Origin of the sequence: Mesorhizobium sp. YC-39, assembly GCF_025753795.1 — a bacterium.
Classification (GTDB): Bacteria; Pseudomonadota; Alphaproteobacteria; order Rhizobiales; family Rhizobiaceae; genus Mesorhizobium.
In genome coordinates this window covers 35,999-49,138 of the sequence record NZ_JAOWPS010000013.1, presented here as the reverse complement: position 1 = coordinate 49,138, position 13,140 = coordinate 35,999, and the positions used below count along the sequence as shown (strand labels likewise).

The window sequence follows — 13,140 nt, the reverse complement described above, 5'->3', positions numbered from 1 at the left end:
ATCCAAAAATGGCAAAGTCGAATTTCCGACCGCTGCATGACCGCGTGGTCGTTCGCCGCGTCGAGTCCGAAGCGAAGACCGCCGGCGGGATCATCATCCCAGATACCGCCAAGGAAAAGCCGCAGGAAGGCGAGATCATCGCCATCGGCTCGGGCGCTCGTGACGAAGCTGGCAAGCTCGTCCCGCTGGACGTCAAGGCTGGCGACCGCATCCTGTTCGGCAAGTGGTCGGGCACCGAAGTCAAGCTCAATGGCGAAGACCTTCTGATCATGAAGGAATCCGACATTATGGGCATCATCGGCTGATTATCGGCCTCACCGTCAACTGAATTCGGGCTTACCCCAAGCCCCTGCCAGGAGCTTAAAAATGGCTGCTAAAGACGTAAAATTCTCCCGTGATGCCCGCGAGCGCATGCTGCGCGGCGTCAACATCCTCGCCGACGCGGTGAAGGTCACGCTCGGCCCCAAGGGCCGCAACGTCGTCATCGACAAGTCGTTCGGCGCCCCGCGCATCACCAAGGACGGCGTCACCGTCGCCAAGGAAATCGAGCTTGAAGACAAGTTCGAAAACATGGGCGCGCAGATGGTCCGCGAAGTTGCTTCGAAGACCAACGACATCGCCGGCGACGGCACCACGACCGCGACCGTTCTGGCGCAGTCGATCGTCCAGGAAGGCCACAAGGCGGTTGCCGCCGGCATGAACCCGATGGACCTGAAGCGCGGTATCGATCTGGCCGTCACCGAAGTCGTCGCGGCTCTCGGCAAGGCTGCCAAGAAGATCAAGACCTCCGAGGAAGTTGCCCAGGTCGGCACGATCTCGGCCAATGGCGACGAGTCGGTCGGCAAGATGATCGCGGAAGCGATGCAGAAGGTCGGCAACGAAGGCGTCATCACGGTTGAGGAAGCCAAGACCGCCGAGACCGAACTCGAAGTCGTCGAAGGCATGCAGTTCGACCGCGGCTACCTCTCGCCCTACTTCGTCACCAACGCCGACAAGATGGTTGTCGATCTTGAGGATGCCTACATCCTGCTGCACGAGAAGAAGCTCTCCAACCTGCAGGCCATGCTGCCGGTCCTCGAAGCCGTCGTGCAGACCTCGAAGCCGCTGCTCATCATCTCGGAAGACGTCGAAGGCGAGGCCTTGGCCACGCTGGTCGTCAACAAGCTGCGTGGTGGCCTGAAGATCGCCGCCGTCAAGGCGCCGGGCTTCGGTGACCGCCGCAAGGCCATGCTGGAAGACCTCGCCATCCTGACCGGTGGCCAGGTCATCTCCGAAGACCTCGGCATCAAGCTCGAGAATGTCGGCCTCGACATGCTCGGCCGCGCCAAGAAGGTGTCGATCTCCAAGGAGAACACCACCATCGTCGACGGCGCCGGCAAGAAGGCCGAGATCCAGGGCCGCGTTGCCCAGATCAAGCAGCAGATTGAGGAGACCACCTCGGACTACGACAAGGAGAAGCTGCAGGAACGTCTCGCCAAGCTGGCCGGCGGCGTTGCGGTGATCCGCGTCGGCGGTGCGACGGAAGTCGAAGTCAAGGAAAAGAAGGACCGCGTCGATGACGCCCTCAACGCGACCCGCGCGGCCGTGGAAGAAGGCATCGTTGCAGGCGGCGGCGTTGCCCTGCTGCGCGCTTCGCAAGCCATCACCGTCACCGGCGCCAATGCCGACCAGACGGCCGGCATCGCCATCGTTCGTCGTGCGCTGCAGGCTCCGGCCCGCCAGATCGCCTCGAACGCCGGTGCGGAAGCATCGATCGTTGCCGGCAAGATCCTTGAGAACAAGGGCGCGACCTTCGGCTACAATGCCCAGACCGGCGAATATGGCGACATGATCGCCATGGGTATCGTCGATCCGGTCAAGGTTGTCCGTACGGCTCTCCAGGACGCGGCTTCGGTCGCCGGCCTGCTGGTCACCACCGAAGCCATGATCGCGGAAGCTCCGAAGAAGGAGTCGGCTGGCGGCGGCATGCCGGGTGGGATGCCCGGCGGTGGCATGGGCGGCATGGGTGGCATGGATTTTTAAGGCTCACGCCTCTCAACAATCTCGGAAAGGGCGGCAGCAATGCCGCCCTTCCTTTGGCGCGGATCCGGTCGGAATAAGTTCGGCGCTCGCGAAATTTTGGAACGACGCTCGGGCCGCCATCGGCCTTGACGCGATGTCATGATCGAGCCGTCAAGCGGCTTCAGCCACGTGTGTTGATCGTCGAGGCATATGGCGAACCACCAGGTCGACCTTATAGTCGAGCCGATCGAGGCAGCGCACCAGGCGATCTATCGAGAACTTGCCAGTTCGCCCGGTGACGATCGCGGAGACGTCGGGCTGTTTCATCCCGAGCAATTCAGCTGATTTGGCCTGAGTTAGGCGCCGACGCTTAATGATGGCGCGGATCTCACGGGCCAGCTTCGCCTTGAGCAATTCCTCTTCGGGATTGTCAAGGCCGAGGTCCGCAAACACGTTGCCGCCGCTCACTTCGGCGGTGATGTCTTCTGTCATGACTTTGTTCCTTTCCCATAGTTTTCGCGATAGTGCGCCTCAGCGGCCTTCGATCGCACTGTCACGAGCTCGATTTCGTGCTTGGGCGTCTCTCTGCCCTTTTTCGACTTCTTCTGGAAGCAATGAAGGATGTAGATCACGCCAGCGAAGCGGACGGTGTAGACGGCGCGATAAGATCTCACCGTCAAACTCATCGACCATCTCCAGGGTGCTGCGGCCGCCAAATCCCTTAAGGGCTTTGACCGCCGGATGCTCCTCGCCATTCTGGGCGTCGTTGATTGCAACACCCATGACACGGCCAACATCGACGGGAAACTCACGCAGGTCGTCCTTCGACGATCCCATCCATACTGCGGGCTTTTGGTTTTTCATTCGCACTTACTTTATAGCATACAGACTATAATTTTTCAACGAGTATCCTGACACTTCTTAGCCGTTGAAAAATTAGAGACTCGGGGTCAAACAGGCATTTTTGCCAAGGGATCGTATTTTCGTATGAACGCATTTTGGAGCACACCGGCCGTTTCCAGACCGGCACAATACCGCGTCAGATAGCCGTTGATCGCGCCTTGCAAGTCCGACCAGCCTGGGCGGCCCGATATCGGTGATAGCGCCGGTTTTGCTCTTCTTTTTGATGAGCCATCGCCCTTGCTTTACCCTTCGTGAAGACCCAACTCGCGCAAATTCATGTCAGCTTCATAAATCCGTTGCGACTATTCCGTACATAGACGATGGCGGCTTTGTTTAGCTGTCGCCCGTGGAAAAGGATCGAAAAAATGTCCAAGATCACTGGAAATACCGAAACGATCGAAAACGCCGGCTCCCCTGCCTTCGACCCATCCAAGCCTGTCGAGCAAGTCCGCGCTGTCGCCGAGCAGGGCCTTGAGCGGTCGACGGAGGCATTTTCCAAATCGAGTTCGGGCGCCGAAACGACTCAAAAGGCTTTTGAGTCGACCTTTGAAACGGCCAAGACCACCAGCAACGAGGTGTCCCAGCAGATGATTGCCACTCTGCGGGCCAATGCCGAAGCTGGCTTCACGCACCTCGAAGCACTGGTTGCCGTGAAGTCGCCCTTCGAGTTCATCGAGGTGCAGATCGCTTTCCTGCACAAACAGATCGAAAAATCCGCCGAGCAGGCCAAGGTCGTACAAGCCTTGATGCTGAGAGCTACCGAGGATGTATCCAAGCCGATCAAGAATGCTTTTGAGATGGCTTTGAAGGAACTCAAGGCCGCCTGATTGGCTCAGGCAATCGGGACCGAAAGTCAGCACCTCGCCCACTGGGCACCCCGTCCGCGGGTGTCGATGAGGCTGCCTGTTTTAGGGAAACCAGTGGGTCAGCAATTGGGAGAAACGAATGAACCCGGAGGCTTTCAGCAGTCCACTTTTCGTGAAACGTGCAGCGTATGTCGTGCAAGAGATTGCCGGCCTTGCGGACGCTATCGATTTTCTCAACGACTGGCCAGAAGATCGCAGAGACATGATCCACGAAGCCGCCCTCAGGGCGTGCTATGATGCATACGACGGGCGAAAACCTGTAAGCGTAGCGCGTAACGCCTTTTTCGGCTTTGCGAAACGTGTCGCCATATTGGAGGATGCAACCTCCGCAATGCAGTGGCTCGCTGCCTGCAAGTCGGGCAGTGGAAAAGTCCAACTGTAGGCGTCGGCGAAGGGGGCCTCGGGAAGAAGGGCCGGCGCCGCACGGGAGGCAGCACTAGGAAACCCTGGACTTGACGATGCGTCAGTCGATGAGCGGCAGCGCCCGAGCGCAGTGACGGCGCCGTCAAGCGCCTGGCAGCGCGCCCTTCGTCGACATCTCGAAAACATCGAGCAGAATGGCCAGCCCCACGCCGCACGCGGTGAAGATGAGGCCCGCCATGAAGATGCGGTTGGCGCGTTCGTAGATGGGTCGGCGCAGCGAACTCATGTCGAGCAGCATGGACAGCGCCCGCATCTGCAACGCGATGCCGAACAGGATCGGCACAACGGCGAACAGATCGTAGAATCGCCATGGCATGGGGTTAGCAGCCCAATGCGTGACGAAGCCGAGCGAAAAGGCAAGCAAGATCCCCACGACGGTGATTGTGCCGTTGCGGAAAATCGTCTCGATCAGCTCTTCCTTCGGATCGTTCTCGTCCAAGCGCCCTCCTCTCCATCAGCCGTAGCAGGTCTTTGCGCGGTTAAGATTAAGCTCTCGGGGAATCCCTGTACATCGCCGCCAATTAGTCAAGGGCCGAGGCCTGAGGCCGCAAGGCAACCGCTTCAGGTTTGCGCTGCCCGTTGTATCGCTTAGCGGGGAGCCATAGGGCTTTGCCGTGAAGTGAACGAGGAGGTATTGCCTGCCACTGATGCTGCGCTCAGAGCAGGGTGAGCGCAGGGTCAAGCGCGTCAGGATTGAAGCTTCTATTGTCGAACTGCCCATAACAGCCGGACGTGCGTACAATGAAATAACGAAGGGCACGGTGGTGTCGGGTCGCCCATCAGACGCCCTCGAATCCAGGGGCGAGAATGAAATCGAAAACCGGGTCGGGCTGGCCACGCATCGGCTCTCGCAAAACAGCTGGGGAAGTTACGGCCGCTTCGGCGTGTACCGCGAGCGCGGCAGGTGTCATTCCGAGTGCGGCCTCAAAGGGCCGGCTAGGCAGAGACGTCACTTGGCGGAAAAGGGCTGCAGCTCTCGCCGCATGGCGCTCGGCGGCGCCCCGCTTTCCCTCGCGGATCTTCACCCCGGCCGCCGCCAACAGGATCAATCCCTTGAAGAAAAGGCGATGCTGAGTGCTTCGTTTCGCAGCGTGCCAAAGAGGCTCCCAAGCCTCATGAGCTTCCCAGTAATAGCCGTGATTGAAAGGTCCACACCCCATCGAAACCCCTTCGAGTTGAGGGATTCCTCGACGGCAACAACGGCCACCGGGTCGCTTTGGTAACTGTGGCCTAACGGATCGCGAACCGGATGAGGATGCTTGCCAGGCAGGTAAGCATAGCCCGGAAAGTTCTTTTCGGGCAGCAAGCGAGGACGTGTCATAGGCCCTAGCAATCATGAAAGCACGTCAAAGACAATTCATGTCACATGGAATCTGATGGGACACGGCCCTGCATTGGTTTCTGGGTCCCTCCATCACTGAGATTTCAGCTTACGCCTTACACGCACGAAGCCGGATGTTTCCGGCGGCAAAACGCCATTCGGTAGCAACCGCCACCACCTAACCCGAACTGCCGTTCATGTGTCATGGCGGCGTTGTCGTGCCGTCACGATTCTGTCGATCATTTTTCCGAGCGTCAGTTCGCGATAGCGCTCGTCAAGGCGGCTGTCGGAAGCGAACGTCTCCAAGATTTTTAGGGGATCGGCACCCAATTCATCTACGACTCTTCGGCCGTAACGATCGCTCCTTAGGTAGTTAAAAATCTCTCGGAAGCAGCGATTAACTTCCTTGATATCGCCGTCGTCCAATGCATCTCTTATGTAGACTTCCAGGATGGCAATCGTTGCATACAGCTGTTTCCACGCGAATTTATCTCGCCGCATGGTGGCCGGCGACAGCATATTCGCGACTCGACTCTTGAGGCAGAGGACTGGATGCATGACAGCAACATCTGCCCGCAGCAGCTTTCCGTCCGAATCTGCCTCAAGCCGGATGACCGAAACGCCGTTTTCCAACTCGCGTTTTGTGAGACCCAGAACGCCGTGCATGAAGTCGATCTGCAACTTCTTTCCGTTGACCTCGGCCACGACAACTGCCGTGTTCGGCGTGTTCATATCATCTGCATTCGGAAGATAGACTTTCCCACCAAGCGCCTGCGCCAGGCTCTCTGCCGCCTTCTTCGTGCCGAAATAGTCGATGTCCTTACTCGTCAGTTCGGAGCTGGACGACAACTCAGGAGTTCGGTCTTGGTAGAACCATGCCCACAGGTTGGTAGCCTGGCCGCCGATGACAAATGTGGCATCATCGATCGTAAGTTTTGATGCTATCTGGAGAACGTCTACCGGGCCGAAACGCGCAGGCTCGTCACTCATCTCAACGCGACTGAGGCCCTGCGAACAAGAAGCCGGGCCTTCGACCGATCCAGGGACGAGAAAAAGCCATTCTCATCGCGAAGTTCCTTGGCGGAAATCTGCTTGGACGCAAGGCGCGCAAGGTCGACATCACGGGAACGCTGCTTCTCCGCGCGACGATCCTTCACGTTGAAATGGCCAACCTTAACGCTCACGACTACCTTCCTCGATCGAGCAATATATCTGCCCGACCTGCCTGAAAGTCAATGCGGCGGGCGGCTGCATGGCAACCAGTGTTAACCGTCACTGAAATGCGGGTGAAGCAGTTAGCGAGTTTGGCCCATGCTCGTTTACGGCTCGTTGCCTCGAAGATAAAGAACCGATCGACTCCTGCGGCCAGATCCACTAATGGCCCGCCTCATGTCAGGCAGATCCGCATACGGCGCTGATTTCGACGGCCTCCCGAAGCCGCCGCATCGCCATGTGTATCGGCGACCATCGCCTCAGGAGCCTGAACATGAGCACCCACGCCTCTAGTTCCCGCACGCCCCGCCTAGGTTCTAGAACGTCCGGACCGGTGGCGTTTCATCCACGTCAATCACGACGCTGAGGCGCGGAGGTGCGAAATACCAGGACGGCCAGCACTTCCTGATGTCCCCGGGATGCCGGGACATGCCCATCCAGCACCTCGTCAAGATTGACGAAGAGAAAGCCTACGCGATCTTCCGTCAGTTCCGCTGGCCTAAGACCCAGGGCGAGCCTGTCTGCCCCCCCTTGCGGCGTTCTCGACTGCTACGTACTCCGCAGGCGTCGCCGCGAGTACTCAGTCACCTCCAGCACCGTGTTCGCCTTCCACAAGCTCAGCTTCTGCAAGATGCACCAATCGCTGGCGTTCAACGCGAGCAGTTTGAGGACGGGCCGAAGGCCGGGCACTGGTGTTGAACCAGATTTGGGCTTGGCGGGGCAGCCGCGTGCCATCGTCTTTCATTGAAAAGCACGGCCGGCGTCAGCTATTGCGACAAGGTCCGCGACATCTGCAATGATCGGCGCGCCCATGAACACTGACCCAAGCGCCTTCAGATAGCTCGGCTCGGCCAGCGTTTTGACAAACTTTGCCAAAATATGCCATGCTGGTATAGGGTACGGAGGGCACTATGGCAACGATGAACGTATCACTACCCGACCCGATGAAGGATTGGGTCGAGGGGCAAGCCAAAACGGGCCGCTACGCCAACGCGAGCGATTATGTGCGCGATTTGATCCGCCGGGATCAGGAGCGAAATGACAAAATCGCGGCCATGAAGCGCTTTGTCGATGATGGCCTGAAAAGGGGCGCCGGCAAACGTTCCAGGGACACGCTTTTTGCGGAAGCGGCCAAACGCGCTGAGACGCCGCGCGGCAATGGCTAATGGGAATTCGCCTCTCGTTAACAGCGGAAGAGGACATTATCGGTATTGCCGAGCAGGCAGTGCACCTGTTCGGTGCTGTGCAGGTCAGAGAAGATCATGACGAGATGTTCGCGATCTTCGATCTGATCGCTGCCAATCCGCGCATGGCCCGGGAGCGGCTTGAACTATCGCCGCCAATACGTATTCAACCATTCGAGGCCCATCTCATCGTCTACCTGATCGAAGCCAACGACGGCATACTCATGTCCGTGTGCGCCACGGACATGGGTCCTCATGACGACTCAGGATCGATGATCCCCCATCAGCCTCTGGGATTGCACACCCAAGGCTTGGGAATAGTCTGGCACAGGATAAACTTTCTGGCAGCACGACATCGGCGCAAGCCGTGCCTTTGCCATTGAGTTGACTGGAGCGTTGGTACTCAATTTCCTCCCTATCTGACTTCGACCTGGGTCATTGTCCGGCAATCAGCGTTTGTCGATCTGGCCGCCTGTCTTTACTTCCTGCTCGCAGTCGTCGATTTCGAACAGATCGATCGCCGGGATACAAAACGGCAAGCGCGATCCGCTTTTGATCCGATCCCCCCCTGGTCAAGCTGTTCGCCAGTCTCGCTGCCTGACCGGCACTTCGCCAATTCGCGTGCAGACATTGCAACAGATCCTTCAAAGAAATTCATACACTCTTAGCAACACCAAATTCGTTGGAATGGTAAGCTCATCGTCGAATCCGAGGTAAGTAGGTCAAAAGCCTGGCGACACTTACTCTCAATGGTCAAACTGCAATTCTTTGCGGCAACAGCAGAAGAGCGCACATCATGGGTTGTTGAAAACCTCTACTGTCGCCTCAAAACAAGTGCGCGCTCAAAAATAGGAATGGTTCCTCGCGAACATGGCCAGTGTCTAGCGCCGGATTAAGCAACAACATGATTTGGTTCGAAAGCTGCAGCATCTGCGGAGATTGCCAAATGACAAATTCATTAGGACGAGTGCCATGTCTTTCTATGTGGCTTGATGCTGACCAATGATGACGCTGGTCAGCCGGCTACGCACGGCAGCGCATTTGGACCGCCTTCGAATCCTGGGCCTTTGCGCGCATGCGGACCTAACTGTCTGCGAACTAGCGGAGATTCTGGGCGTGCGTCGCGAGCGGATTGTGCGACACGTCCGGCTGCTCGCCAGAGCCGACTTTCTTTACTGCAACGAACAACCTCCGTGGCGCTCGTACCATCTCAAAGCAGGAGGCAATGACGGCGGGCTGGTTCAACTATTGGTCGATCTCCTGCCCCATGGCGACGGCTATCATAAACGGGACCTGCAGCGGCTCGAAGCGATCCGAGACGCGCGGCCGAAGGGACCGCCTGCCTGATCGTGAAATAAATCAATCCAAGCGGAGCGAGAAGCTACCATGGACAACACCACCGACGGCGCCATCGCGCAGCCCGAAACCTCCGCATGGTCTCCCTTGGCCGCGGTTGATCGCCGCGTTCACGAACTGCTTCTAAGACAGGAGCGGCAGGAGCGGACAACGCTCAAACTCATCGCCTCTGAGAACTTTGCCTCCTCGGCCGTTCTGGAAGCGACCGGTTCGATTTTCACGAACAAGTACGCCGAGGGGTACCCCGGTGCACGATACTACGCGGGAAACGAGATCGTCGATGAGCTTGAGAACCTTGCGATTGAGCGGTTGAAAACACTATTTGGCAGCGAGCATGCCAACGTCCAGCCTTATTCCGGCTCGCCGGCCAACCAGGCTGTCTATCGCGCGCTTTTGAGCCCCGGTGACAAAGTCATGGGCTTGCCCCTTCCGGAAGGCGGCCATCTCACTCATGGTTGGGCCATCAATTTTTCCGGAACAGACTATAAGCGGGTGCCCTATGGGCTGCACGAAAAGACGCAGCAAATTGACTATGACCGTTTGCGCGAAACAGCAAAGCGCGAACAGCCTCGGCTCATTTGGGTTGGCGGTACTGCTTATCCCCGTATCTTTGACTACGCGCTGATGGCAGAAATCGCTCTGGAGACGAACTCCTATCTCGTGGCCGACATCGCGCACGTCAGTGGCCTGATTGTCGCAGGAGCGCACCCGAATCCGGTTTGCCATTGCGACGTCGTCACCAGCACCTCTCACAAATCGATCCGCGGTCCCCGCGGTGGCTTCATTTTGTCGAGGAACGAAGATCGCTATCAGGCTCTGTACCATCCCAAGAGCAAATACAATCTCGCCAGGCGGATAGATCGCGCTGTCTTCCCTCAACTGCAAGGAGGGCCTCATATGAATGTTGTCGCTGCGCTAGCTGTCGCTTTGCAGGAAGCCGAGCGCCGGGCCTTCCGCAGCTACGGTCACCAGATCGTCAAGAATGCCAAGGCTCTGGCCCAGGCGCTTCTGGAGCGAGGTTATGACCTGGTCACCGGGGGGACTGACAATCACATGCTGATCCTTGATCTGCGTGATCGACCACTGTCAGGAAAAGCTTATGCCGAGCGGTTGGCAAACGCTGGCATCATTACGAACTTCAATATGGTGCCGGGCGACCCGCGCGACCCGGCGGTCGCAAGCGGAATTCGCTTGGGGTCGCCAGCAGTGACCTCAATGGGCATGCGCGAGGGGGAAATGCTGCAGATCGCCGATTTCATTGACTTGGTCTGCCGCCAGCCCAACGATCCGGATGTTCACACCAGCGTGCGAAGAGACGTCGCCGACTTCTGCGCTGCGTTCGGGGTGCCCGGCATCACCGACATCTAAGGCGAGCTCATCAAAATGCTCCATACAACTCCACACCCGAAGCGAGGCATTTCATGGCTAGGCAGTTCGTGTTCTCTTCTGAATCCGTCGGCGCGGGACATCCGGATAAATTGGCCGACAACATCTCGGATGCCATCCTCGATGCGGTACTGCGCTCCGATCCGAAGGCGCGCGTCGCCTGTGAAGCTTTGGTGAAAACCTGTGAGGCGTTGGTGAAGACAGGGATGGTCGTTCTGGCTGGCGAGATCACCAGCGATGCGCAGGTCGATTACAGCCAAGTTGCCCGCGACACGATTCTCGATATTGGATACGATGATGATGCCGTTGGCTTTGATGGTCGGCGTTGCGCCGTCGTCCTGGCCCTCACCGAGCAGTCGCCCGACATTAGCCAAGGCGTTGACGAGGGTCGGGGGCAGGATCTCGAGCAGGGCGCGGGGGATCAAGGCCTCATGTTCGGGTTCGCATGCAGCGAAACCGATACACTGATGCCCTTGCCGATCCAGCTCGCTCATCGCTTGACGAAAAGGCAGGAAGAGGTTCGGAAAGCGGGACAGCTTGGCTGGCTGCGTCCGGACGTGAAGTCTCAGGTGACTGTCCGCTATGAAGGTTTGCGCCCAGTGGCGCTGGATACCATAATCCTGTCGACGCAACATGCGGAAGAGGTCTCACAAGATACAGTCCGGGAAGGCGTCGTCGAGGAGATTATAAGGCCGGTCTTGCCGACCGATTTGGATACGGCGGGGATCAGGATCTTGGTCAATCCAACGGGGCGGTTCGTGGTGGGTGGGCCGCGCGGCGACTGCGGCCTTACAGGGCGCAAAATCATCGTCGATTCCTATGGTGGGATGGGGCGTCACGGCGGCGGCGCCTTTTCGGGCAAGGACCCGTCCAAGGTAGACCGCTCGGCTGCCTATGCGGCCCGCTATGTCGCGAAGAACATCGTTGCTAGCGGACTTGCGGAGGTCTGCGAGGTTCAGCTTGCTTACGCGATCGGCGTGGCCAGTCCGGTTTCTGTCATGGTCAACACTTTCGGAACGGCGAGGATTGAGGAAAAAAGGATCGAGGGCCTCGTTCTTGAGCTGTTCGATCTCAGACCGAAGGGCATTATCAAAATGCTTGATCTCTTACGTCCGATATACCGCAAGACCGCGACATATGGACATTTCGGCCGTGAAGAGCCTGAGTTCACCTGGGAGAGGACAGACAGAGCCGAAGACTTGCGGCGCGCGGCAGGGCTCGCAGCCGCATGAACGCCGACGTCGACTGGATTGTCATTTGGAAAACCCATTCCAACTCGCCAGATCCGCACGTGGCCGCAGAAAGCCGGCAGGTTCATCGCGGAGACATTGATGCCGGATTATGACGTGCTTTGCATCGGCAATGCCATTGTCGACATCATCGCCCAGTGCGACGAGGACTTCCTCGAGACAAACGGCATCATCAAGGGCGCGATGAACCTCATCGACACCCAGCGCGCCGAACTGCTTTACAGCCGCATGGGCCCGGCCATCGAAGCGTCCGGCGGCAGCGCCGGCAACACGGCGGCCGGTGTCGCCAGCTTCGGCGGCCGCGCCGCCTTCTTCGGCAAGGTTTCGAACGATGCGCTGGGCCAAATCTACGCGCACGACATCCATGCGCAGGGCGTCGCCTTCGACACCAAACCGCTCACGGGCGAGCCGCCGACGGCGCGATCGATGATCTTCGTCACGCCCGACGGCGAACGCTCGATGAACACCTATCTCGGCGCCTGCGTCGAGCTCGGACCGGAGGATGTCGAGGCCGACAAGGCATCGGGCGCCAAGGTCACCTATTTCGAGGGCTATCTGTGGGACCCGCCACGCGCCAAGGAAGCGATCCGGCAGACGGCCAGGCTGGCCCACGCGGCAGGCCGTGAAGTGTCTATGACATTGTCGGATTCGTTCTGCGTCGACCGCTACCGCGACGAGTTCCTCGACCTGATGCGCTCGGGCACGGTCGATATCGTCTTCGCCAACAGCCACGAGATCAAGTCGCTCTACCAGACATCGTCCTTCGACGAGGCGCTGGCGCAGATCCGCAAGGATTGCCGGATTGCCGCCGTCACCCGCTCGGAAAAAGGCTCGGTGATCGTGCGCGGCGACGAGACCGTGATCATCCAGGCGACCACGACCAGGGATCTGGTCGACACGACGGGCGCCGGCGACCTCTATGCCGCCGGTTTCCTGCATGGCTACACGCAAGGCCGCGACCTCAAGGCCTGCGGCGACCTTGGCTCCCTGGCGGCCGGATTGGTGATCCAGCATATCGGCCCGCGCCCGCGCCAGAACCTGCGCCATGAGGCTGAGCAGGCAGGGTTGCTTTAGGTGGCGTGCGAACTACGTCCCCACCCCGGTGCAAGCTGTCCAAGGAAAGTGCGGGCAAATCGATATCAAGATCGACGTATTGGGATCAAGAGCGACGTCGACACCCTGTCGAGCCTGCCAAGACAGGCCAGCATCCTTAAGATCGTGTCCGTCGACGCACGCCG

At 58.7% G+C, this 13,140-nt stretch carries 14 protein-coding genes and 1 pseudogene; 10 read left to right on the top strand and 5 right to left on the bottom strand.

Annotated features, from left to right (window positions below):
- Window positions 1-8 precede the first annotated feature (8 nt).
- Together groES and groL are read left to right on the top strand one after the other, a co-directional pair.
- Complete coding sequence (groES, locus tag OHD62_RS33420) at window positions 9-305, top strand: co-chaperone GroES (protein ID WP_006199659.1); 297 nt, start codon at window positions 9-11, stop codon at window positions 303-305.
- 61 nt (window positions 306-366) lie between these two features.
- Window positions 367-2,022, top strand: coding sequence for a chaperonin GroEL (groL, locus tag OHD62_RS33415; protein WP_263791750.1), 1,656 nt, complete (start codon window positions 367-369; stop codon window positions 2,020-2,022).
- Window positions 2,023-2,172: 150 nt separating this feature from the next.
- Here groL and OHD62_RS33410 read toward each other — a convergent pair whose 3' ends face one another.
- Both OHD62_RS33410 and OHD62_RS33405 read right to left on the bottom strand, forming a co-directional pair.
- Window positions 2,173-2,493, bottom strand: coding sequence for a helix-turn-helix domain-containing protein (locus OHD62_RS33410; RefSeq protein ID WP_263791747.1), 321 nt, complete (start codon window positions 2,491-2,493; stop codon window positions 2,173-2,175).
- Entirely contained in the window at window positions 2,490-2,687 is a 198-nt protein-coding gene (locus OHD62_RS33405) for a type II toxin-antitoxin system RelE/ParE family toxin (protein WP_263791745.1), read from the bottom strand. The genes OHD62_RS33410 and OHD62_RS33405 overlap by 4 nt, the downstream gene beginning before the upstream one ends.
- 582 nt (window positions 2,688-3,269) lie before the next feature.
- Here OHD62_RS33405 and OHD62_RS33400 point away from each other — a divergent pair.
- Window positions 3,270-3,731 carry a phasin family protein gene (locus tag OHD62_RS33400; RefSeq protein ID WP_263791814.1) on the top strand — a complete coding sequence of 154 codons (462 nt, stop codon included), beginning with the start codon at window positions 3,270-3,272 and terminating at the stop codon, window positions 3,729-3,731.
- Window positions 3,732-3,849: 118 nt separating this feature from the next.
- A complete protein-coding gene (locus OHD62_RS33395; protein WP_006199654.1) occupies window positions 3,850-4,152 on the top strand; it encodes a DUF982 domain-containing protein in 303 nt (100 codons plus the stop codon).
- Window positions 4,153-4,275: 123 nt separating this feature from the next.
- Here OHD62_RS33395 and OHD62_RS33390 read toward each other — a convergent pair whose 3' ends face one another.
- The 3 genes from OHD62_RS33390 to OHD62_RS33380 all read right to left on the bottom strand — a co-directional run bounded on the left by OHD62_RS33390 (window position 4,276) and on the right by OHD62_RS33380 (window position 6,504).
- Window positions 4,276-4,632, bottom strand: coding sequence for a hypothetical protein (locus tag OHD62_RS33390; protein ID WP_263791743.1), 357 nt, complete (start codon window positions 4,630-4,632; stop codon window positions 4,276-4,278).
- A gap of 340 nt (window positions 4,633-4,972) precedes the next feature.
- Window positions 4,973-5,353, bottom strand: a complete 381-nt coding sequence (locus OHD62_RS33385; protein ID WP_263791741.1) for a DUF309 domain-containing protein — start codon at window positions 5,351-5,353, stop codon at window positions 4,973-4,975.
- 356 nt (window positions 5,354-5,709) lie between these two features.
- Window positions 5,710-6,504: a hypothetical protein gene (locus OHD62_RS33380; protein ID WP_263791739.1), complete on the bottom strand. Its 795-nt coding sequence runs from the start codon at window positions 6,502-6,504 to the stop codon at window positions 5,710-5,712.
- Between the two features lie 1,133 nt (window positions 6,505-7,637).
- On the opposite strand from OHD62_RS33380, the gene OHD62_RS33375 reads away from it, so the two are divergent.
- From OHD62_RS33375 to OHD62_RS33350, 6 genes and pseudogenes are all read left to right on the top strand, one after another.
- Window positions 7,638-7,892 (top strand): type II toxin-antitoxin system ParD family antitoxin, encoded by a 255-nt coding sequence (locus OHD62_RS33375; RefSeq protein ID WP_263791738.1) that lies wholly within the window; start codon window positions 7,638-7,640, stop codon window positions 7,890-7,892.
- A pseudogene (locus OHD62_RS33370) lies at window positions 7,892-8,169 on the top strand (type II toxin-antitoxin system RelE/ParE family toxin). The gene OHD62_RS33375 and the pseudogene OHD62_RS33370 overlap by 1 nt, the downstream one beginning before the upstream one ends.
- Window positions 8,170-8,912: 743 nt before the next feature.
- Window positions 8,913-9,257 carry an ArsR/SmtB family transcription factor gene (locus OHD62_RS33365; protein ID WP_263791736.1) on the top strand — a complete coding sequence of 115 codons (345 nt, stop codon included), beginning with the start codon at window positions 8,913-8,915 and terminating at the stop codon, window positions 9,255-9,257.
- A gap of 39 nt (window positions 9,258-9,296) precedes the next feature.
- Window positions 9,297-10,634, top strand: a complete 1,338-nt coding sequence (gene glyA / locus OHD62_RS33360; RefSeq protein WP_263791735.1) for a serine hydroxymethyltransferase — start codon at window positions 9,297-9,299, stop codon at window positions 10,632-10,634.
- 53 nt (window positions 10,635-10,687) lie between these two features.
- A complete protein-coding gene (metK, locus tag OHD62_RS33355) occupies window positions 10,688-11,884 on the top strand; it encodes a methionine adenosyltransferase (protein WP_263791734.1) in 1,197 nt (398 codons plus the stop codon).
- A gap of 99 nt (window positions 11,885-11,983) precedes the next feature.
- Complete coding sequence (locus tag OHD62_RS33350; RefSeq protein WP_263791733.1) at window positions 11,984-12,976, top strand: adenosine kinase; 993 nt, start codon at window positions 11,984-11,986, stop codon at window positions 12,974-12,976.
- Window positions 12,977-13,140: the final 164 nt, after the last annotated feature.